17 protein-coding genes are annotated in these 20850 nt (G+C 51.2%); 12 read left to right on the top strand and 5 right to left on the bottom strand.

Translation table 11 applies throughout. The features are described 5' to 3' along the window. Positions 1-2 precede the first annotated feature (2 nt). From FGI04_RS18565 to FGI04_RS18535, 7 genes are all read left to right on the top strand, one after another. Positions 3-866: an endonuclease/exonuclease/phosphatase family protein gene (locus FGI04_RS18565; RefSeq protein WP_342699713.1), complete on the top strand. Its 864-nt coding sequence runs from the start codon at positions 3-5 to the stop codon at positions 864-866. A gap of 198 nt (positions 867-1064) precedes the next feature. Then, a complete protein-coding gene (locus FGI04_RS18560) occupies positions 1065-1316 on the top strand; it encodes a YdgH/BhsA/McbA family protein (RefSeq protein WP_210173951.1) in 252 nt (83 codons plus the stop codon). 619 nt (positions 1317-1935) lie between these two features. Beyond that, positions 1936-2889 carry a hydroxyacid dehydrogenase gene (locus FGI04_RS18555; RefSeq protein WP_023641085.1) on the top strand — a complete coding sequence of 318 codons (954 nt, stop codon included), beginning with the start codon at positions 1936-1938 and terminating at the stop codon, positions 2887-2889. Positions 2890-2899: 10 nt separating this feature from the next. Next, positions 2900-3598, top strand: coding sequence for an RraA family protein (locus FGI04_RS18550; RefSeq protein ID WP_342699712.1), 699 nt, complete (start codon positions 2900-2902; stop codon positions 3596-3598). 68 nt (positions 3599-3666) lie between these two features. Further along, positions 3667-5061, top strand: a complete 1395-nt coding sequence (locus tag FGI04_RS18545) for a DASS family sodium-coupled anion symporter (protein WP_342699711.1) — start codon at positions 3667-3669, stop codon at positions 5059-5061. A gap of 16 nt (positions 5062-5077) precedes the next feature. Further along, positions 5078-6241: a metallo-dependent hydrolase gene (locus FGI04_RS18540; RefSeq protein WP_342699710.1), complete on the top strand. Its 1164-nt coding sequence runs from the start codon at positions 5078-5080 to the stop codon at positions 6239-6241. Between the two features lie 189 nt (positions 6242-6430). Beyond that, positions 6431-8305, top strand: coding sequence for a sigma 54-interacting transcriptional regulator (locus FGI04_RS18535; protein ID WP_407337103.1), 1875 nt, complete (start codon positions 6431-6433; stop codon positions 8303-8305). 60 nt (positions 8306-8365) lie between these two features. Here the strand turns inward: FGI04_RS18535 and FGI04_RS18530 are convergent, their stop codons facing one another. After that, the gene (locus FGI04_RS18530) at positions 8366-9553 is read right to left on the bottom strand and encodes a BaiN/RdsA family NAD(P)/FAD-dependent oxidoreductase (RefSeq protein WP_342699708.1); all 1188 of its coding nucleotides are present in this window, start codon (positions 9551-9553) and stop codon (positions 8366-8368) included. Positions 9554-9852: 299 nt separating this feature from the next. Here FGI04_RS18530 and pitA point away from each other — a divergent pair, with 299 nt between their 5' ends. After that, positions 9853-11361 carry an inorganic phosphate transporter PitA gene (gene pitA, locus FGI04_RS18525; protein ID WP_407274874.1) on the top strand — a complete coding sequence of 503 codons (1509 nt, stop codon included), beginning with the start codon at positions 9853-9855 and terminating at the stop codon, positions 11359-11361. 176 nt (positions 11362-11537) lie between these two features. Here pitA and uspB read toward each other — a convergent pair whose 3' ends face one another. After that, on the bottom strand, positions 11538-11873 hold the full coding sequence (uspB, locus tag FGI04_RS18520; RefSeq protein ID WP_023641072.1) for a universal stress protein UspB: 336 nt from the start codon (positions 11871-11873) through the stop codon (positions 11538-11540). Between the two features lie 643 nt (positions 11874-12516). Here uspB and uspA point away from each other — a divergent pair. Continuing rightward, positions 12517-12951 (top strand): universal stress protein UspA, encoded by a 435-nt coding sequence (uspA, locus tag FGI04_RS18515; RefSeq protein ID WP_012886684.1) that lies wholly within the window; start codon positions 12517-12519, stop codon positions 12949-12951. Between the two features lie 126 nt (positions 12952-13077). Here uspA and FGI04_RS18510 read toward each other — a convergent pair whose 3' ends face one another. Then, entirely contained in the window at positions 13078-15084 is a 2007-nt protein-coding gene (locus FGI04_RS18510) for a methyl-accepting chemotaxis protein (RefSeq protein WP_407337102.1), read from the bottom strand. Between the two features lie 231 nt (positions 15085-15315). On the opposite strand from FGI04_RS18510, the gene yidA reads away from it, so the two are divergent. After that, positions 15316-16131 (top strand): sugar-phosphatase, encoded by an 816-nt coding sequence (yidA, locus tag FGI04_RS18505; protein WP_038906056.1) that lies wholly within the window; start codon positions 15316-15318, stop codon positions 16129-16131. A 312-nt stretch (positions 16132-16443) separates the two neighbouring features. Here the strand turns inward: yidA and uxuA are convergent, their stop codons facing one another. Then, positions 16444-17628, bottom strand: a complete 1185-nt coding sequence (gene uxuA / locus FGI04_RS18500) for a mannonate dehydratase (protein ID WP_342699705.1) — start codon at positions 17626-17628, stop codon at positions 16444-16446. Between the two features lie 537 nt (positions 17629-18165). On the opposite strand from uxuA, the gene FGI04_RS18495 reads away from it, so the two are divergent. Beyond that, positions 18166-18861: a FadR/GntR family transcriptional regulator gene (locus FGI04_RS18495; protein WP_342699704.1), complete on the top strand. Its 696-nt coding sequence runs from the start codon at positions 18166-18168 to the stop codon at positions 18859-18861. Between the two features lie 99 nt (positions 18862-18960). Here FGI04_RS18495 and bhsA read toward each other — a convergent pair whose 3' ends face one another. Continuing rightward, entirely contained in the window at positions 18961-19221 is a 261-nt protein-coding gene (gene bhsA / locus FGI04_RS18490) for a multiple stress resistance protein BhsA (protein WP_342699703.1), read from the bottom strand. A gap of 236 nt (positions 19222-19457) precedes the next feature. Between bhsA and FGI04_RS18485 the strand changes: the two genes are divergently transcribed. Continuing rightward, a complete protein-coding gene (locus FGI04_RS18485) occupies positions 19458-20741 on the top strand; it encodes a YidR family protein (RefSeq protein ID WP_407337101.1) in 1284 nt (427 codons plus the stop codon). The last annotated feature ends 109 nt before the right edge of the window (positions 20742-20850 follow it).

The raw sequence follows: 20850 nt of genomic DNA, 5'->3' as shown, positions 1-20850 counted from the left end.
TCATGCTCATTGTCAGCTACAACATTCAATACGGTCTTGGCCGCGATGGCCGTTACGATCTGGCTCGCATTGCCGATGAAGTGCGCGGTGCGGATATCATCTGTATGCAGGAAGTGGAACGCTTCTGGCAACGCTCCGGTATGACGGACCAACCGGCGGAACTGGCCGCGTTGCTGGGCGAGTATCACTGGGTGTATGGCGCCAATCTGGATATGGATGCGAGTACTGTGGTCGCGGACGGCCGGGTCCTCAATCGCCGTCGCCAGTTTGGTATCCTGACGTTGTCGCGCAGGCCGATCCTTTCCAGCCGCAACTTTCCGTTGCCGAAATTCGGTACGCTCACCCAGCACTCGATTCAGCAAGGTGTGCTGGAAACGGTTGTCGACGCCGATGGCGGGGCGATCCGCGTTTATAACACCCATCTCAGTCACCTGTGTACCGAGACGCGCCTACCACAGGTAGACGCGATGTTGGGGATTTTTGCCCGCGCCCCGGATGAAGGCGGTGCCTGGTGCGGCGGCCATCCTGACCCGACTGCTGGCTGGACCGAAGGCCGCATGCCGGTGATGCCACAGGAGATGATCCTGATGGGCGATTTGAACTGCCTGCCGGACAGCGACGAATACCGCCATTTGGTAGGACCGGTGTCACCGCATCACGGTCGGTTGGTCCGTCATCGCGGGCTGATGGATGCCTGGGTTGCGGCAGGCCAGTTGGAGAGTAGCGGTTCTACCCACCCGAATGTCGGCGGCCGGATCGATCATTGCCTGCTGACGCCTTCACTGGGGCTGACGGTTCGCCGTTGCTGGGTCGATACGGAGAATCAGGGTTCCGATCACCACCCACTGTGGGTTGAACTGCAATAACCGCTAAGCCGGCCATCTGCCTGCTTTCCGCGCAGATGGCCGGCTGTGAAGGTGATTTTTTAATTCATAAAATTTGAATGGTATCTGCAAATAAACCCGATTTTAACGCCGGGATAACAGGTCTATTATCACTTCCATCGAAAGCGAAGATGCTTTCAAAAAGAAAGTTAACTGAATTCAACGTGAAGGATATTGACCATGAACGCTATCAAAAATATTGTTGCAGTTATCACTCTGGCTACCGTTTCTTTCGGCACCTTCGCCGCAACAGAAGTACAGTACTCTGCCAGCCAGTCAGTCGGTACCGTCAGTGCCAGCGCTAATACCCTGGACGGCCTGCAGGCTAACCTGGCTGAAAAAGCGAGCGCTGCCGGTGCCAAATCGTTCCGCATTATCTCCGCTACTGGCAGCGATAGCCAACTGCGCGGTGTGGCCGAACTATACAACTAATTCTATCGATATAAGCAACACCGATATTCGCTAACACCAGTATCACGCAACGCAATGGCCGCCTTCGGGCGGCTTTGTTGTTGGTGGAATACGCTGGGTTTTACCTCATTGATGTCGCTGATGCTAAGACAGGCGGTCATCAAAGCGAAGAACACGATTTCCCCGCAATACTATGGCAGAAATACCACGACAGAACACACCCGGTACCGTGCACCTGACACGTGACGCGTGACATATCACGGGTATCAAACCGGCATGAATACCCAGCCTATTACCAGCCTTTCCCCTGCTTTCTGAAAATACAGATTGAATATTTTGTCTTCCCGGTAGGACCAGAAAAAATCGGCCATCGTTGTGGCCTCAATGTACCGACCACACTTTGTGACGGCGGTTAAATTCGTTATTTCAAAATGAAATCCTCGGTTTTCACATTTAAATACGATGCGTTTTCCGTGTAATGAGAAACGTGATTTATATCACCCAGATAATCAACAACAAGAAAATAACATTTTTCAAATGACATTAAATATCAATGCATTGTGTGTGAAAACGCAGTCAGAGATATTTTTGGCATACGACGTGCATTTATAGGGGAGTAATTAATACTGGAGAGCGTTAAATGGCCTATAAGATTTTACTTCCTCAAGAAATCATGCAGGAAGGCAGAGAATATCTGGAGAGTCGTGGTTATGAGTTAATCACCGGTTCAGGTATGGAAGAAGACGATATTATTCGTGATATCCCGGATTGTGACGGCATTATTGTTCGTTTATCCAAGATGTCTGATCGCGTATTTGAGGCGGCGAAGAAATTAAAAGTGGTGGTACGTCATGGTGCGGGTTATGACACCGTGGATTTAGAATCTGCGAAACGCCATGGTGTTGTGGTATTAAATGCCCCACTTGCGAATAGTATGTCTGTGGCGGAACTGGCGATATTTTATATGCTGCACTGCTCGCGTAATTTCAAGCTGGTTGAAGAAAAAATGCTTGAAGATTATTACTGGGCAAAGCTTCGTACGCCGAAAATAGAACTGGATGGAAAAACGCTGGGTTTAATTGGCGTTGGCAATATTGGATCACGCGTAGCAATTAAAGCATTACATGGCTTTAATATGAAAGTCATTGCCTATGATCCGTATAAAAACCAAGATCAAGTCCCTGAAGGCGTTGAACTGACTGACGATTTCGACCGTATTTTTAAAGAAAGCGATTTTGTTTCTCTGCACTGTCCGACAACCGCAGAAACCATCGACTTTATTGGTGAAAAACAATTCTCAATGATGAAGCCGACAGCGTATTTCATCAATACGGCACGGGGCAAACTCGTGGATGAAAAGGCGTTGTATCACGCATTAAGCAGCAAGGTGATTGCTGGCGCGGGTGTTGATGTATTGAAGAAAGAACCCTTCGACCCGAACGACCCTATTTTCCAATTAAGCAATATTGTCATCGGCCCACATATTGGTGCAGCAACCAAAGAAGCGACGGATCGCGCGTCGCTGCATTCCGCCATCGGCATTGATGAAGTGCTGTCAGGTAAAAAACCATCCTGGCCGGTGCCGGGTTTTTAAGGAGAACGTCATGTCTATTGGTAATCGTGTTTTTACTCAACGTCCGGCGTTTGATGTTGAATTACTGAAACAGTATGAACAACTTCCGGCTGCAAATATCGCGGATACGATGAACCGAATTGCGGTACTGGGGAATGGCATTAAGCGCATATCCTCTCCTAAAAAGCCGATTATGGCGGGTTATGCCATTACGGTAAAAGCACGCGCTGGCGATAATTTAATGTTGCACGCCGCGCTGGATATGGCGACCGAAAATGATGTGATTGTGGTGTCAAATGAAGGCGACCGTTCGCGTGCTTTAATGGGCGAAATTATGGTGGCTTATGCCCATTACACCAAAAAAATCGCCGGTATTGTGCTGGATGGCCCAATCCGGGATATCGATTCCCTTTCAGCAATGGACTTTCCGCTCTATGCCACTGGCTCCAACCCGGCAGGCCCCTTTAAAGAAGGCCCCGGTGAAGTCAATACGCCGATTGCGGTCGGCGGCGTTGCAGTCTGTCCTGGCGACCTGATTGTTGGTGATGCAGATGGCGTTATTGTCGTCCCTTTGGGTGACGCCGCCGCATTACTGGAAAAAGCAAAGGAATATGCAAAATTTGATGCCAGCAAAGTCGAGGCCGCTAAGAGCGGCACAGCAAATCGCGCATGGGTGAAAAAATCATTAGACGAAAAAGGCGTTGAATTTATCGACGATGTTTACCGCTGATCTGATTAAATAATTACCAGCCACGTATATCAAAAATATACGTGGCCCTAAAGCAAAGGTAATATAAAATGCTTTATTTGAAACTCTTACCCATTATATTTTTCCCCGTTTTATTTTGGCTAATCCCACATCCGGTCGGTATCTCGGCCCAAACTTGGGAAATAGTTGGTATTTATCTGGCGATGTTGTGCGGGTTAGTACTGCGCCCGTTCACCGATTCCGTCGTCATGCTGATTATTCTGGGGATAGCCTCGCTATTTGTCGAACCCGGTCCGCTGTTTGCCGGTTTCGGTAGTCCAATGGTGTGGTTTATTATCGGCGCCTTTATTATTTGTAAGGCGTTTGTGATTACCGGTTTGGGCAAACGTATTGCTTATATGCTGCTTAAGCGTTATGGCAAAAATACCCTGACTCTCGGCTACCTGATGATGGTGACGGATACATTACTTGCACCAGCCACCGGGTCGAATATGTCCCGTTCAGGGGGGATTACCTACCCCATTTTCCGGAATATCGCAGAAGCACTCGGCTCAAGACCAGAAGAGGGCAGTCGCAAAATAGGCGCTTACCTCACGATCCTGATGTATGTGGTTTCCATGGGGACATCCATTCTGTTCCTGACCGGGATGGCGACGAACTCAATTACCGTTTCTCTCGCAAACGAAATAATGAAAGTGAATCTTGAGTGGATGCTGTGGTTCAAAGCGGCCATTGTACCCGCCGGACTGGTGCTGCTGCTTGCTCCCTGGATTCTCTATAAGCTTTATGCACCAGAATTAAAAACTATCGATAACGTTAATGAGATTGCTGAGCAGGGGCTTCGGGAACTCGGCCCGGTGAAGCGGGAAGAAAAATTGCTGATTGTTTTCTTCTTGCTGGGCATTGTGGGCTGGATGACCGGTTCCATCACGGGTATTGATTTTATTCCCGTGGGGTTGGCATTCCTGGCGTGTTTACTGTTGTTCCGTGTACTGAGCTGGGATGATGTAGTCAGCGAAAAGTCCGCCTGGCAAACCTTCGTCTGGTATGGTGCGTTTTATGGCTGTGCGGTTGCACTGTCAAAAGGCGGCTTTTATGTCTACCTGGTCGGCGTGATTAAAAGTTACCTTGATCTGTCCCAACTGAGTGAAATTAGCGCCCTTGGCGTGCTGGTATTTATTAGCCTCGCAGTGCGGTATTTCTTTGTATCGAATAGCGCCTTCGTCGTTTCCTTCTATCCGGTACTGTTTACTCTGGGGATGACCACGCAAGCACATCCCATGTATGTTGCGCTTTCTCTTGCTTTCTCGGCGGGGTATGGTGCGTTGCTGACGCATTATGGCAACGGTGCTGGTGTCTTCACATTCTCAAGCGGTTACGTACCACAAAAAACATTCTGGTTGCTGGGAACCATTATGGTACTGGTCAATGTTCTGGTCTTTTTCCTGATTGGAATTCCTTACTGGAAGCTCATCGGTATTTAATGCGGAGGATGGAAAGATGAAACTGGATATTCTGATTAAAAACGGACTGGTTGCTGATACCGATAATGATGATTACGTGAATCGCAATATTGGTATTATTGGTAACCGGATAGTCGATCTCAATCAAGCCGATATTTCTCAGGCGGAAACGGTGATTGATGCGGCGGGTTGTATTGTGGTACCGGGGCTGACGGATTTCCATTTGCATGTTTTCCATGGCGGGACAGCCATCGGTGTCAACCCTGATGTTATCTGCTTACCCAACGGTGTAACCAGTGTGGTGGATGCGGGAAGCAGTGGCTGGGTTAATTACCCGGTCTTTCGAAATAGCGTTATTAACACATCCATGGTGAAAATAAAAAGTTACCTGAATGTGGTTAATGTCGGTCTTTCAACACTGGGCGGTGGGGCTACCGGGTATCTTGAAAACACCAACCCCGCTAACTATAACGTAGAAAAAATTGCGCAAACGCTGGCAGAGAATAAAGAAAATATTCTGGGGCTGAAATTACGCTACAGTCAGGATATCGCTAAAGGAAAACATTACGCTAGCGACCCTTTCTTTGCGTCAGTTGCGTTAGCTCGGGAGCTGGATACCTCGATTTGTGTACATGTCACGGATTCGTTGTTGTCGGCAGACGAGCTGATTAATCATTTTCAAACCAACGACATCTATGCCCACTGTTTCCACGGAACGGGGAACGCCATTCTCGATGAAAACGGAGAGCTCTATCAAGGCATTAAAGCCGCGAAAGACCGAGGTGTGATTTTCGACTGCTCAAACGGCGTGGCGCATTTTGATTTTGATGTCGCTGGCAAAGCGATGGAGCAAGGTTTCTATCCCGATATCATCAGTACGGATTTAACACAGAGAAACAGTCTGCGTACCGACAAGGTATATAGCCTGCTTTTTGTCATGTCGAAATATCTCAACATGGGGATGTCGTTCTTTGATGTTATTCGTGCTGTCACGGTGACGCCAGCACGTCTGATGAACATGCAAGGCCGTATCGGGACATTACAACCTGGTGCATTTGCGGATATTGCTATCGTTAAGCTGTGCAAGCAGAAGGTCATATTTGAAGATACAAAAGGGAAGAAAATAGAGGGCGATCGTTATATTGATAACTGCGCAACCATATGTAATGGTCAGATTGTTTATCGTCGTTATAGATTCTAGCCCTCATTGATGTGTAGTATTTGCTGATGATGTAAATAGGCTCGGTGTACAGGGTGCACAGAGCCTTCATTTTATCCCACATCCAGATAAACAGTATGCAGAATAGCATGTGTGATATCTATCATTGATAAAAAATAGTTTAGCGATATAATTATTATTTATACCAATTGAATCAAGATGTGGTGGCGTATGAAAAGTAATGAGGTCGTTATTTTTTCAGTCTCAAAAACGATTACTCAACGAATTTCTAACGTGTTGCTCGAAAGAGAGTTAGATATTCCGTTATACGAATTAAATTATCTTGATGTGGTGGAAAAGGCGCTTGAACTTATTCAGTGGGGAACGAAGATAATTATTAGTCGTGGCGGGACTGCGGCATTGCTAAGAAGTAATGTGAATGTTCCCATTGTTGAGATAGCTCATGATTTTTATGGTATTTATCGCATCATTCAGGAAGCCAAAAATAAATCTCAGAAAATTGCTGCTGTAGGCTTTCCGCAATTCTGTAATGTTCTCAGACATTATCAGAATATGACTAATGAAGAATTCAAAATATGTCAGGTTTACAACCATTATGATATTGAAAGTGTGGTAAAAAGCCTTGCGGATAATGATTATCAGTTGGTCCTGGGTGGTCTTGCCGTTGCCGAGATGGCTAAAAAGTACAACCTGAATGTTGTGATGGGGGATACCGATAATGTCTCTATTGAGCAGGCGCTTAATGAGGCATTTAGCCTTTTAAAGTATATAAGTAAAGAAAATGAGAAGCTCTCTATGAGCTATTCAGCCCTGAACCAGTCTCGCGAAGCTATTATGTGTATCGATCAGACTGGAGAGGTGATTAGTATAAATGGCAAAGGGGTTGAGTTGTTTCAGTGCAATCCCGGTGATAAGATTTTTAAAAAAGACGCGTTTAAAGATATTTTTGGTAGCATAATCAATGAGGTTGATGTTAAAGATTTGGTGGTGGAAATTGATGGCGATATTATACATCTCACGATTAAACACTTCTCAAATAAACAAAATTTCTATAGTGTGATAACCGGATTCAAACAAGATAACTCGCTATGGGTTAATTTGCGGAACAATAAGCGGAGTAATCTTAAAGGGTTTGTGGCCACTTATTTTTTCTCCGATATCATAGGTAATTCAGAGGTTATTTCCAGGGTAATAGAAAAAGCAAAACTTTATGCACATCATGATTTACCTGTTAGCATTTTAGGTGACACGGGAACAGGTAAAGAATTATTTGCCCAGAGCATTCATAATGCCAGTGCCCGATGTGCGGAACCTTTTATTGCCATCAATTGCGCAGCAATTCCTGAAGGCATTCTTGAGAGTGAGCTGTTTGGTTATGCAGAGGGTGCATTTACCAATGCCAGGAAAGGGGGGAAGCCCGGTATATTTGAGATGGCGATGAATGGTACTGTTTTTATCGACGAAATTAGTGAGGCACCGCTATCCGTACAGGTAAAATTATTAAGGGTTTTGCAGGAAAAGAAATTTTCGCGCCTTGGCGGAGACTCGTTGATCGCCGCTGATTTTCGTTTGATCACTGCGAGTAATAAAGATCTGGGTGAGTTGGTGAAATCAGGGGGATTCAGGCAGGATTTATATTATAGAATTAATATACTTGAATTAAAATTGCCTGCATTACATGAAAGATCTGATGATGTCATGCTGATTATTCATGATATGTTATCCCGACAAGGGCGGAATGTTGTATTTACGGACGATGCCATAGATTTTATGCGTCACTATTCGTGGCCGGGAAATATTCGGGAGTTACAGGCGGTAATATATAGATTAATTGTTTTGATTAATGTCGATGTTGTTGATAAAAATAGTCTGATGAATATAAGTAAAATGACGTTTCCTGATGCTGATGGCTTGGCTGAAAGTATAGATAATGATGAGCGGTTTTTATTGAAAAAACAAGAAAAGACGCTTATTTCCCGTATCATAAAGAAAACCAATGGTGATCGGGTGGCAGCGTCCATGATTCTTGGTATTAGTCCAACGACCCTATGGCGGAAGATGAAAGAATATAAAATTAACGATTGAGGCTCAGGCTACTGCCCAGATGCTCAAATCAGGAGGGGCGAATTAACCCTAACCCATGACTCAATTACCCAATGCCTGCGCGCAGGCCCAGGCGGAGCTCCAGGCCCACTGGAAGTTATAGCCGCCAAGCCAGCCGGTGACGTCCACGACCTCGCCGATAAAATACAACCCCGGACATTTGCTGGCTTCCATCGTTTTTGACGACAACTCGCGGGTATCGACCCCGCCGAGCGTGACTTCCGCCGTGCGATAACCTTCGGTGCCGTTAGGCTGTACCCGCCATTGTTGTAGCGTCGCTTCCACCTCGGCCTGTTGCGACTTATTGAGCTGCTTTAAGGTGACATCCGGTAGCTGCCCCAATGCTTGCAGACATTCCACCAGTCGTTTCGGCAGCCATTGCGACAACGTATTTTTCAGGCTTTGGTTCGGGTGTGCCTGACGCTCGGCGTTCAGGCATTGCGCCAGATCATGCGTGGGCAACAGATTGATGGTGACGAATTCTCCCGGCTGCCAGTAGCTGGACAGTTGCAGAATGGCCGGGCCGGACAAGCCGCGGTGGGTAAACAGGATATTTTCGCGGAAGGTGGTACCGTTTGCGGCGCAGACCACCGCCGGTACCGACACGCCGGAGAGCGTTTGTAATTGCTCCAGGAGCGGCTTGTGCAGGGTAAACGGCACCAGTGCGGCGCGCGTCGGTAACACGTTGAGGCCAAATTGTGCCGCCAGTTGATAACCGAATGGTGTGGCCCCCAGACCGGGCATCGACAGCCCGCCGGTGGCGATAACCAGCGCACGCGCTTGTACCACACCGGTATTGAGCTTCACCTGGAACAGCGCGTTTTTTTCTACCGACAGCACCTCGCTGCGCAGGCGCAGCGTCACGTTACCGGCATCGCACTCTTTCATTAGCATATCGACGATGTGCTGCGCGGAATCGTCGCAGAACAACTGGCCGAGCGTTTTTTCGTGATACGCGATGCCGTGGCGGCTAACCAGACTGATGAAATCCCACTGGGTATAGCGGGCGAGGGCAGATTTACAGAAGTGCGGGTTGTGCGACAGGTAAGCCGCTGGTTCGGCGTACAGATTGGTAAAGTTGCAGCGTCCACCGCCGGACATCAGAATTTTGCGGCCCGGTTTTTTACCATTATCCACCAGCAGCACACGTAACCCTCTCTGGCCTGCCTGTGCCGCGCAAAATAGCCCGGCTGCTCCCGCGCCAATGATGATGACGTCAAACTGTTCCACATTGCTCTCCCGCTCTTGCGCCGGTGATATCCGGGGGGCCGATTATAGGGGATGTCTCTTCGTCGGTCATCTGCCTGCAGGCACCTGACGCCATGTGGTGACAGTGGGATGGTGTCGTTACCCGTAACAGAGTATGTGGAGGGGTGAAATCAATAATGCATTGATTTTAATTAGCTAAATCAAAGTCACCGGCAGAAGTGGCGTAATTTAAGTCAAAATAATGTCATATTTTGCTTTTCCCGTTTCAGCTTGTCACCGATAATGCGCCGCGTTCATGACCACTACATGGCCTAACACTTATGTTACATTTATTTGCCGGGCTTGATTTCCACACCGGTCTGATGCTGGTTCTCGCCTTGCTGTTTGTTCTGTTCTACGAAGCTATTAACGGCTTTCACGATACCGCCAACGCGGTAGCCACTGTTATCTATACCCGTGCGATGCGTGCCCAACTGGCGGTTGTCATGGCCGGTATTTTCAATTTCCTCGGGGTATTGCTGGGAGGGCTGAGTGTGGCGTATGCCATCGTCCACCTGCTGCCAACCGATTTGCTGCTGAACGTCAGTTCCACCCACGGGCTGGCGATGGTGTTTTCCATGCTGCTGGCGGCGATCATTTGGAACCTGGGGACCTGGTACTTTGGTTTACCGGCTTCCAGTTCCCACACCCTGATCGGTGCCATCATCGGTATTGGTTTAACCAATGCGCTGGTGAGCCACACCTCGGTGGTGGATGCACTCAATATTCCCAAAATGGTCAGTATTTTCCTGTCGCTGCTGGTATCACCGGTGGTTGGTATGATCATCGCCGGGTTGATGGTGTATCTGCTGCGTCGTTACTGGAGCGGTAATAAGAAGCGCCAGCGGATTCACCTGACGCCGGCTGAGCGTGAAAAACAAGATGGCAAACGTAAGCCACCGTTTTGGACCCGGACTGCGCTGATCCTGTCTGCGGTAGGGGTGAGTTTTTCTCACGGCGCTAACGACGGTCAAAAAGGCATTGGTCTTATCATGTTGGTGCTGATTGGCGTGGCACCCGCCGGGTTTGTGCTGAATATGAGTGCCTCCGGTTATGACATTAGCCGTACCCGCGACGCGGTGGCGAATCTGCAAACCTACTATCAGTCTCATCAGGCGACATTGGCTCATGTGATTGATTTGTCTCAGCCGGTCATTCCGGCACCGGAAAATGTGATCCCTTCTACCGGCAACAAACCGGATTTTCACTGCGATACCTCGCGTGCGTTGATCGCCGTCGACCGCGCACTGACGCTGCTGAATAATGTGAAGAGTTATGATGATCTGGCCGCAGACGATCGCGCCCGTGCTCGTCGCCTGCTGATGTGCATTTCCGATACCCTCGATCGCGTCGTCAAACTGCCGGAAACCTCGGCTGATGACAAACGTCTGCTCAACAACCTGCGCGGCGACCTGCTCTACACGGTCGAGTACGCACCCGTGTGGATTATTGTTGCGGTAGCGCTGGCGTTGTCGCTCGGTACCATGGTGGGCTGGAAGCGCGTGGCGGTCACTATCGGTGAGAAGATCGGTAAAAAAGGCATGACCTATGCGCAGGGTGTCTCGGCGCAGGTAACGGCCGCGGTGTCCATCGGTATCGCCAGTTATACCGGCATGCCGGTTTCCACCACACACGTGCTCTCGTCCGCGGTGGCGGGAACCATGATTGTTGATGGCGGCGGTGTGCAGGGGAAAACGGTGAAAAACATTATGCTGGCCTGGGTGTTTACCCTGCCGGTATCGATGTTGCTGTCCGGGGTTCTGTACTGGCTGGCATTGAAGGTTGTCTGACTGGTGGCGATATGCCACCACGGTATAACATCGTTATCGTTAAATCACATCGTTATCACCACCAAATAAGAAAGGCGGCCACCCGGTCGCCTTTCTGCTTTCAGTGTTGCGTTATTTAAGGGTTGATAGGGGTACACGACCGGTTGAGGCGTCCGCCACCGCTGTCGTAGTTCACCTCAGTGCCACATGATAAGGCCGATAAGGCTGACTACCACCAGCCCGCATAAGGCCGAGGTCAGCAGGAACTGACCGCGCACTCGTGCGCAGCGACGGATGAATTCCGGATCGTGATGGTCAAGATAACGTTGTGCGTAGATATAGCGAACCAGCCGTAATTGCTTGCTGGGCTGCCCGTGGGAGGTGAAAAAACCGCCTCCGTCCACATACTGGTACAGTAGCGGATCACAGTCTCTCAGAATCAGCAGCAGCACTCGCAACGAAGAATAATATCGCGCCATATTGATGACACAGACGACACATAAAGCCCAGAAAAGCGCAAATGTACTAATCATCATGCTTCCCTCCCGGATTATGACCCTCCAGATGCGGGTAGGCGTCGGGTCCTGCTGACGTCACATCTGTGGGTATTTATGCCACACGTTATTCACGCGATGTTATGGGGCTGCCAGACCATGGCGAGTTGCCCAGGTATTCTTCTTCACCTCGATATCCCTGTCTGGAAAAGAACCCGAAAAGTCCCCCTCCAATTTCATTGTAGAAGAGCCTGACGCTTTTTTTCCATACCTGATGCAAGGTTCCTGATAGCTAAAAACATCATGACTTCTTTTGATCTGGCGCTGTTTTCTCTGCCATAGACCTTGTTCTTTTCAGCTACACTTTACGCACGGGCGAGAGGCTTTCCCCTGCATACCTCAATTATTCGTGTTACAGGAACCACTACACCTGCAACGTGAAACATGACGGGTATAGCGTGAAGTATGACGGGTATAAAGAGTTATCGGCGCAAATGGGTGGTCACTTCAGGGGAAGTGGTTATCCGCCGTCGTAGAACCGTTACAAAATGTGTGGCGTTGTGATCCGTTGAACATAACCCGAAATTGAGGGGGTGTTATGCTCATGACTGCCATAGGTTGTCAGACTGGCAGGAGAAATATCTGCTGACCCATCAGTTAGTCATTAGGAAGGAGCTTAATCATGGCTTACAAACACATCCTTATTGCGGTTGACTTGTCACCGGAAAGTAAGGTGTTAGTGGAAAAAGCGGTCTCCATGGCGCGGCCGTATGATGCCAAAGTCTCTTTGATCCATGTTGACGTGAATTACTCCGATCTCTACACCGGGCTTATTGATGTCAATCTGGGCGACATGCAGCAACGCATTTCCGAAGAAACCCAGAATGCCCTGAAAGACCTGGCGGACGGTGCCGGTTATCCTATTTCGGAAACCCTGAGCGGCAGCGGTGATCTGGGTCAGGTGCTGGTCGACGCGATTCGCAAATATGATGTTGATCTGGTGTTGTGTGGTCATCATCAGGATTTCTGGAGCAAATTGATGTCGTCCGCGCGTCAGTTGATCAATACGGTACATATCGACATGCTGATTGTGCCGCTGCGTGATGAAGAGGTGTAAGCAGCACAAACGGTGCTGATGCGTGCAGATAGACGACGATAGACCAAACCAACGATAAGGGCATAGCGATGACTATGCCCTTATTTGTTATTGAGGAATGGCTACTATGTAAGCGTTATCCTGAGCCTAATGGATACGGAACACCTGCACCAGTTGCGCCAGTTGCCGAGCCTGATCTTCCAGAGAGGCCGCGGCCGCCGTCGCCTGTTGTACCAGTGCGGCGTTCTGTTGGGTGACGCCGTCCATTTCATGCACCGCCTGCGTTACCTGACTGATGCCGCGTGATTGTTCATCGGAGGCGGCGACAATCTCGCTCATGATATCGTTGACCGAGGTGACGGCGGCCAGCATGTCCCGCATGGTTTTCCCGGCATTTTCCACCATACTGACCCCATGACCGACCCGTTCGGCAGATTCACCGATCAGCGCCGTGATATCCTTGACGGCATCTGCGCTGCGTTGGGCCAGGCTGCGTACCTCGCCCGCCACTACCGCGAAACCACGACCCTGTTCGCCAGCGCGGGCGGCTTCTACCGCCGCATTGAGCGCCAGAATATTGGTCTGAAAGGCAATGCTGCTGATGATGGTGGTGATTTCGCTGATTTTCTTCGAACTGTCGTCAATGCTACCCATCACGCTCACCACCTGACCGACAATCTCATCACCGCGCTGGGCAATGTGCGCCGCGTTTTGTGTCAGCCGGGTAGCGCTGTGCGCGTTATCGGCGTTTTGCTTCACGGTGGCGGTGATTTGCTCCATGCTGGCGGCGGTTTCTTCCAGCGCCGCGGCCTGCTGTTCGGTGCGGGATGCCAGGTCGACGTTACCGGCTGAAATTTCTGCGGCACCGTGGCTGACCGATTCGCTGGTGGACATCAGTTGCTCCACAATATTGCGTAACTGCTGCTGCATTTCCGACATCGCATAGAAGATACTGCTGGTGTCTTTGGGCTGCACTGGAATGTGGAATGTCAGGTCACCTTGTGCCACCGCCAGGGCGATTCGCGCGGCCTCCGTCGGCTCACCGCCTATTGGGCGCAGCACCTTACGGGTGAAGATAACGCTAATCACCCCGGAGACAACCAGAATACTCAGTAGCGTCATGAACGCGCCGATGTAGCGTAACCGTACGGATTCCGCCATGACCACCTGTTCGGGTACCGTGACGCCCAACATCCATGGCGTGCCGGTATTGCCGATAGTAATCGGCAGGTAGGCATTCATCATCTCTTTCTGGGTGAAGGAGCTCACGCGGTTGGAAACAAACGGGGTTCCTGACTGGATGCTCTCCAGCAGTTTCGGGTCATCATCGAGCTTTTTGGTAATACGGCTGGCGTCCGGGTGGGCGATGTAGTTTCCACTGGAGGAAAACATCATGGCGTAACCAGCACCGCCAAACGGCTTAATGTCGTTGACCATGTTTTGCAGTGTGGCCAGCGAGAAGTCCGCGGTGACCGAACCGTAAAACTTACCGTTAATCATGATAGGCACCGCAATAGACGTGAGCAGAACATCAACCCCGTTATAGGGGTAGCTGTAAGGCTCCAGGATCACTTCCTTTTGTAACTTTCGCGGTAACAGGTAGTAATCGCCGCTGCCGGGGGTTTCGTAGTCGGTCAGGTTGTGCAACGCCACCTGACCGGCGTTATCGCGGTCCACATAGCGAACAAACCGGCCTTTCGGGTCTTGTTCCGGCTGGCTGGCGTACTGCTGATCCTTGCCATCAAATGCATTCGGCTCCCATGCCAGCGACATCGACAGTAAATCCGGATGGCTTTTGAGCGCATTTTCCAGCAGCCGTTCAGCAACCGCGCGGTCTGGCGCACCGGCTTCCCGCAGGCTAATGACACTCTGCACCAAATTCCGGGCGGCAAACAGGGCGACATCAAGCCGGTTTTGTACTGAGTAGGTGCTGGTATACGCCGTCTGCTCCAGTAGTTGTTGGGCGGTGGCTTTTTGCTGCTGGCCGGATTGCCACAGCAGGAAACCGATAGTCAGGATAAAACCGCAGATGATGATGAATACCGTGGCCATTAGGACCAGCGCTCGGGTAGATAACTTTCCCTTGCTGGCGGCAGGGAGCGAAGACAGAGGTGTCTGGGTATAGGAAGGATGGGAAAGCAGTTCAATGGACATGATAAAACTCCCCTGTGTGAAGCCATTCAAATGGATGAAAGAAAAATCAACAGCAGGTGAATGCGTGCGGTCTGAACGATGTCCGTATTGTGAACCACATCACGTTTATAGTATCGGCGTGCCCAAGCAGTCCTTTAATTCTCACACCATGCTTTGCCGCTGTTTTTCTGGCTTCGTCCGGTTAAATCGCGTTAGCATGCGGGCAATGAGGTTGATTATTGGGGATTATTCATGGCGATAAAACTGATTGCGATTGATATGGACGGCACGTTGCTGACGCCGGAAAACCATATTTCGCCTGCGGTAAAACAAGCGATTACGGCTGCCCGTGAAAAGGGTGTGTATGTAGCACTGGCGACCGGACGTCCGTTCATTGGTATCGAGCGCTATTTGCAACAACTGGCGTTGCAGCAGGACGGACATTACTGCATCACTAACAATGGCGCGTTAGTGCAGAGCACATTGACGGGTGAGTGCGTGGCACAAACGACGTTGAGCTTTGAGGATTATCTCTATTTTGAAGCGCTGTCACGCGAGCTGGGGGTGCATTTCCACGCGCTTGATTTCAATTATGTCTATACCGCCAACAAAGACATTAGCGCCTACACCGTGCATGAGTCTCACCTGACCAGCATGCCACTGAAATACCGTGCGGTAGAGGAAATGGACCGCAACCTGCGTTTTCCAAAAGTGATGATGATCGATGAGCCCGAGGTGCTGGATGCCGCTATTGCCCGTATTCCACCGCAGGATTTCGCACGTTATACCATCATGAAAAGCGCGGCGTTTTATCTGGAGATTCTGGATAAGCGCGTGAATAAAGGCGAAGGGGTCAAAATGCTGGCGCAGCACCTCGGCCTGGAGCGTGATGAAGTGATGGCGTTGGGCGATCAGGAAAACGATTTGGCGATGATCGAGTTTGCTGGTCTGGGTGTAGCGATGGGCAATGCGATTGATAGCGTCAAAGCGGTGAGCCAATTCGTTACCCGCTCTAATCGTGAAGATGGCGTGGCTTACGCGATTGAGAAGTTTGTGTTGAACGTTTGACCCCCGGCGCAGGCGGGCCAAACGAATATACCCGTCATACTTCAAGCTGCAGATGCGTTGGCTTTCTTACTCGGCCCATCAATGGGCCTCGCCCTACGGGCCGCAGCAAGCAGCGTTCAAATCGGCGAGTGCCGATTTGTCACTCACCCCAGTCACTTACTTGAGTAAGCTCCTGGGGATTCGCTGCGTCGCCGCGTTACAAGGCTCTTGGCGAGCCTTGCCCTGTCGGGCCAACGTACTACGTTGTTCAACACGCGAGCGTGTTGTCCTGCAACTCGAATTATTTAGGGTATAAGATGTGGAGTGTGCGGATCAGTCGTTAAAGAACGTCTGTTTGATAGCCAGCTCGACGCCGCGCACTTCCGCCAGCCCTTTCAGCCGCCCGATGGCAGAGTAACCGGGGTTGGTTTTCTTCTTCAGGTCATCCAGCATCTGGTGACCGTGGTCGGGGCGCATCGGGATGGAGCGGGTGTTGCCCTGCTGACGGCGACGGTATTCTTCCGCCAGAATGGCTTTCACGACCTTCACCATGTCCACGTCGCCATTCAGGTGGGCTGCTTCGTGGAAACTTTTCGGGTTGTCTTCACGGCAGGTAGCACGTAAATGGGTGAAATGGATGCGATCAGCGAAGGTTTCGATCATTTTCACCAGATCGTTGTCTGCCCGCACGCCGTAAGACCCGGTACACATGGTAAAGCCATTATGGATGCTGTCCACGGTCTCTTTCAGCCACTGCATGTCCTCAATGGTGGAGACGATGCGTGGCAGGCCGAGAATCGGACGCGGTGGATCGTCCGGGTGTACCGCGAGCACGATACCGGCTTCTTCCGCCACTGGCACGATTGCCCGCAGGAATTCCGCCATGTGCTCACGCAGTTTCGCTTTATCGATACCGTCGTACTGCGCCAGTTGGGCGCGGAACTGCTCTAGCGTATAACCTTCTTCAGCACCCGGCAGACCGGCGATAATATTGCGGGTCAGCTTGTCTTTGTCAGCGTCGGTCATGGCGGCGAAATACGCAGCAGCCTGACGTTGCTCTTCATCGGTATAGTCAGCAGCGGCACCGTCACGTTTTAGCAGGTGCAGCTCAAACGCCGCGAAAGCGGTGTGATCAAAACGCAGCGCCCGGGAGCCGTCCGGCAGCGGGTATTCCAGATCGGTACGGGTCCAGTCCAGCACTGGCATGAAGTTGTAGCACACGGTATCGATACCGCAGGCACCCAGATTGCGCAGCGACTGCTGGTAATTGGCGATATAACGCCGGTAGTCGCCGGCCTGGGTTTTGATGGATTCGTGCACCGGCACGCTTTCCACCACTGACCAGGTTAGCCCTTTTTCCGCCAGCAGCGCCTGACGTTGTTTAATCTCTTCAATGCTCCACACTTCCCCATTGGGGATGTGGTGCAGGGCGGTGACGATACCGGTCGCGCCCGCCTGGCGGGCATCATCCAGCGACACCGGATCGTTGGGGCCGTACCAGCGCCAGGTGTGTTCCATAATGTAGCTCCTTAAGCTATATACCCGGCATACTTCAAGTTGCAGATGCGTTGGCTTTCTTACTCGGCCCATCAATGGGCCTCGCCCTACGGGCCGCAGCAAGCAGCGTTCAAATCGGCGAGTGCCGATTTGTCACTCACCCCAGTCACTTACTGATGTAAGCTCCTGGGGATTCGCTGCGTCGCCGCGTTACAAGGCTCTTGGCGAGCCTTGCCCTGTCGGGCCAACGTACTACGTTGTTCAACACGCGAGCGTGTTGTCCTGCAACTCGAATTATTTTGGGTATAGATTGGGAAATAATGAATATTAGATGGTCGGTCTGGTGGCCTGACCGCCTGACCAGCTCACTATTCACCACCTGTAGTGAGATTTCTGTGATTTAGATCACGTAAACATCAGGCAGAGGGCTCGATGACACGCAAGCGTCAGACTGGGGCATTTAATTTTCTGACGTTTTGACGGCTATGGTAAGCTGCGGGCTATTGTTGGCATCACATCGGTTTACAGGACACGACTGACGGGGGATCCGGAGGGGATATGGTATTACCCACACTGAAAGTTGAGCGGTTGTATCGGCAGATTTCCACGCTGCTGATTAACTGCATCAGAAATGGTCAGTTTGCGGCCGGGCAATTGCTGCCTTCGGAGCGTGAGCTGGCGAAGCAACTGGGGGTGAGCCGATCGTCCATCCGTGAGGCGTTGATTGCGCTGGAGATTACCGGCTGGGTAGAAATCCGTACCGGCAATGGCGTTTACGTTAACGATCCGCTGCCGGAAGCGCCGTCCGCTGTGTTGCCAGAAGACGAGTTCAGCCTGCGGGCGTTTATTCAGGCCCGCCAGGTCTACGAGGCGATGATGGCGGAACTGGCGGCGGTACATGCCAGCGATGAACAACGCGCCGCGCTACAGGAAATCACCCGCGATTTGTCTCGCCTGCACATTAATGACGCGCAGTTTCTGCATGAAGACAAGCGTTTCCACCTGTTGGTGAGCGAAATGTCTGGCAATGAGGTGTTGCAGGACATGATGGAATACCTGTGGAATAAGCGCCAGAGTAGCCGATTTGTTCGGCTGGAAACGCTCTATGCCGACTCCGATTTCCCCCGCACCATGAATCAGGATCACGCCGATATCGCTGACGCGATCATTGCGCGCGACCCGGCCCGGGCGCGTACCAGCATGGAGCGTCATCTCCAGCATGTGTACGATCATCTCTTCAGCGGTGATAAGTAAGCGTTGAATGAAGTCAGTGTGTAAGGCGTTGAAAATAAAAAACCCCGGGGGGACACAGGCACCGGGGCTGAGGGATAATGATGAATTCGTGGTCAAGGATTATTTGTAGATAGTCGCATTGCCGTGCAGGGTATCGTCGCCGCCAGCGTAGGTAATGGTGTACGCAGACGCGCCGGCTGCGCTGGCTTTGTGCGCCAGTTTGGCTTGCAACGAGGTCAGGTCATTGGCGGTGGCGGACACCGCACCGATTTTTTCCAGCTGTTGAGCCTGTGCATAGCTGACGCTATGAGCGGCCGCGAAAGAACCAAAAGATACGGTGGCAAGGGCGGCGGCGATAGCGATGGTTTTGATGTTTTTCATGTTTCTTTCCTTCTTCGGTCATCTTGGTAAAGGCGTTTGCTCTTTCGATATAACGGAGAGGTTACGCCCTGTTAGCCTTCGTGAAAAACGGAGGTTGTTGACGCTATCTTTCTACTTTTTTGACCAACAATACAGTCAAATATTGTAAACAAACCGCTGATTTTCATTGTTTTTGTCATTCATTTCGTGGTTTTTTATGATATGCCAAGTTAATTTATCAAAGCGGGGAATCTGTGATGAATGAAGACAGGCAGATAACATTTGGGGCGTTTTCACATCAGCTGACCAACATCAATATCTGGTCATTTGATGGAAACTGGCTGATTTATGATGTCCGGCCGCATGGGTCTTCGTTTACCGGTTCGACGATTGAGCGCGTCAATGTGGAAACCCGCGAGTGCGAGGTGCTTTACCGTGCCGGGCAAGGCGCGCATGTTGGTGTTGCGACCGGCAGCCCGGTGCCGCCGCAACGCTACGTGTTTATCCACGGTCCGGAAAATCCCGATGCGTACTGGCAGTATGATTTTCACCATCGCCGTGGCGTGATGATAGCCGATGACGATCGCCCGCAGGCCACGACGCTGGATGCCTGTGTCTTGACGGCACCCTATCTGGCTGGTGCACTGCGCGGCGGCTCTCATGTGCATGTGTTCAGCCCGGACGGTACTCGCTTGAGTTTTACCTATAACGACCACGTGTTGCATGAGCGTGACCCGGCGTTGGACTTACGCAACGTCGGCGTAGCGGTACCGTTGTACCGGGTTGACGCGCCACACCGCCATCCACGTGAGCATGACGGTAGCCATTACTGTGTGCTGGTGAGTCATACCACGCCGCAGCCGCGTCCTGGTAGCGATGATATTAACCGCGCTTACGAAGAAGGTTGGGTCGGCAATACCGGTTATGTCCGCCCGGACGGTAGCCGCCAGCGCTGGGCGCTGGCGTTTATCGGCGATACGCTATCGGCGCACGGTGAAAAAGTGCCTGACGTGTTTCTTGTTGATTTACCGGAAAAACTGGACGACTACGCCCGCCCCGGCGAACGTCCGCTGGGTGGTACTGATGACACCTTGCCCGCGCCGCCAGCCGGTGTGTACCAGCGCCGACTCACCTTTACCGCCGACAGGCCGTACCCCGGTGTGGTTAATCAACCGCGCCACTGGTTACGCAGCTCGCCGGATGGCAGCCAAATCGCGTTTCTGATGAAAGACTGTCGTGGCATCGTGCAACTGTGGACGGTATCGCCGAACGGGGGAGAGCCGCGTCAGGTCACGCACAGCGACTGGCCGATACAGTCAGCATTCAGCTGGCATCCGACCGGTGACTCTCTGGCGTTTATTGCCGACAACAGCGTGATGCTGTGTGAGGTCGCCACCGGTCGGTTGATTCGCCAGACGGCACGCAGTGAAACGCCGCCCATAGGGGATGCGGTGGTGTTTTCACCGAATGGCGATCGCCTTGCCTACCTGCGGGACATTGACGGTTTCAGCCAGATTTTTGTGGTGACGGTCGCCCGTTAACCACCGGTTTTCCCTCAGGCGGCGCGTACCGGATGTCTGCGCCGCCCAGTGCTGACGCCGCGTCAGCACCTTCTCTGCGGTGTTCATCGCGAGGCAATTTTACTTGCCT

The organism is Dickeya ananatis, from assembly GCF_019464615.1.
Taxonomy (GTDB): domain Bacteria; phylum Pseudomonadota; class Gammaproteobacteria; order Enterobacterales; family Enterobacteriaceae; genus Dickeya; species Dickeya oryzae.
This window is presented reverse-complemented; position numbering and strand designations above follow the sequence as displayed.

Excerpts from the sequence above, each read along its gene's own strand:
- FGI04_RS18565 (WP_342699713.1), top strand. The coding sequence starts at position 3 with ATGCTCATTGTCAGCTACAACATTCAATACGGTCTTGGCCGCGATGGC.
- FGI04_RS18560 (WP_210173951.1), top strand. The coding sequence starts at position 1,065 with ATGAACGCTATCAAAAATATTGTTGCAGTTATCACTCTGGCTACCGTT.
- FGI04_RS18555 (WP_023641085.1), top strand. The coding sequence starts at position 1,936 with ATGGCCTATAAGATTTTACTTCCTCAAGAAATCATGCAGGAAGGCAGA.
- FGI04_RS18550 (WP_342699712.1), top strand. The coding sequence starts at position 2,900 with ATGTCTATTGGTAATCGTGTTTTTACTCAACGTCCGGCGTTTGATGTT.
- FGI04_RS18545 (WP_342699711.1), top strand. The coding sequence starts at position 3,667 with ATGCTTTATTTGAAACTCTTACCCATTATATTTTTCCCCGTTTTATTT.
- FGI04_RS18540 (WP_342699710.1), top strand. The coding sequence starts at position 5,078 with ATGAAACTGGATATTCTGATTAAAAACGGACTGGTTGCTGATACCGAT.
- FGI04_RS18535 (WP_407337103.1), top strand. The coding sequence starts at position 6,431 with ATGAAAAGTAATGAGGTCGTTATTTTTTCAGTCTCAAAAACGATTACT.
- pitA (WP_407274874.1), top strand. The coding sequence starts at position 9,853 with ATGTTACATTTATTTGCCGGGCTTGATTTCCACACCGGTCTGATGCTG.
- uspB (WP_023641072.1), bottom strand. The coding sequence starts at position 11,873 with ATGATTAGTACATTTGCGCTTTTCTGGGCTTTATGTGTCGTCTGTGTC.
- uspA (WP_012886684.1), top strand. The coding sequence starts at position 12,517 with ATGGCTTACAAACACATCCTTATTGCGGTTGACTTGTCACCGGAAAGT.
- FGI04_RS18510 (WP_407337102.1), bottom strand. The coding sequence starts at position 15,084 with ATGTCCATTGAACTGCTTTCCCATCCTTCCTATACCCAGACACCTCTG.
- yidA (WP_038906056.1), top strand. The coding sequence starts at position 15,316 with ATGGCGATAAAACTGATTGCGATTGATATGGACGGCACGTTGCTGACG.
- uxuA (WP_342699705.1), bottom strand. The coding sequence starts at position 17,628 with ATGGAACACACCTGGCGCTGGTACGGCCCCAACGATCCGGTGTCGCTG.
- FGI04_RS18495 (WP_342699704.1), top strand. The coding sequence starts at position 18,166 with ATGGTATTACCCACACTGAAAGTTGAGCGGTTGTATCGGCAGATTTCC.
- bhsA (WP_342699703.1), bottom strand. The coding sequence starts at position 19,221 with ATGAAAAACATCAAAACCATCGCTATCGCCGCCGCCCTTGCCACCGTA.
- FGI04_RS18485 (WP_407337101.1), top strand. The coding sequence starts at position 19,458 with ATGAATGAAGACAGGCAGATAACATTTGGGGCGTTTTCACATCAGCTG.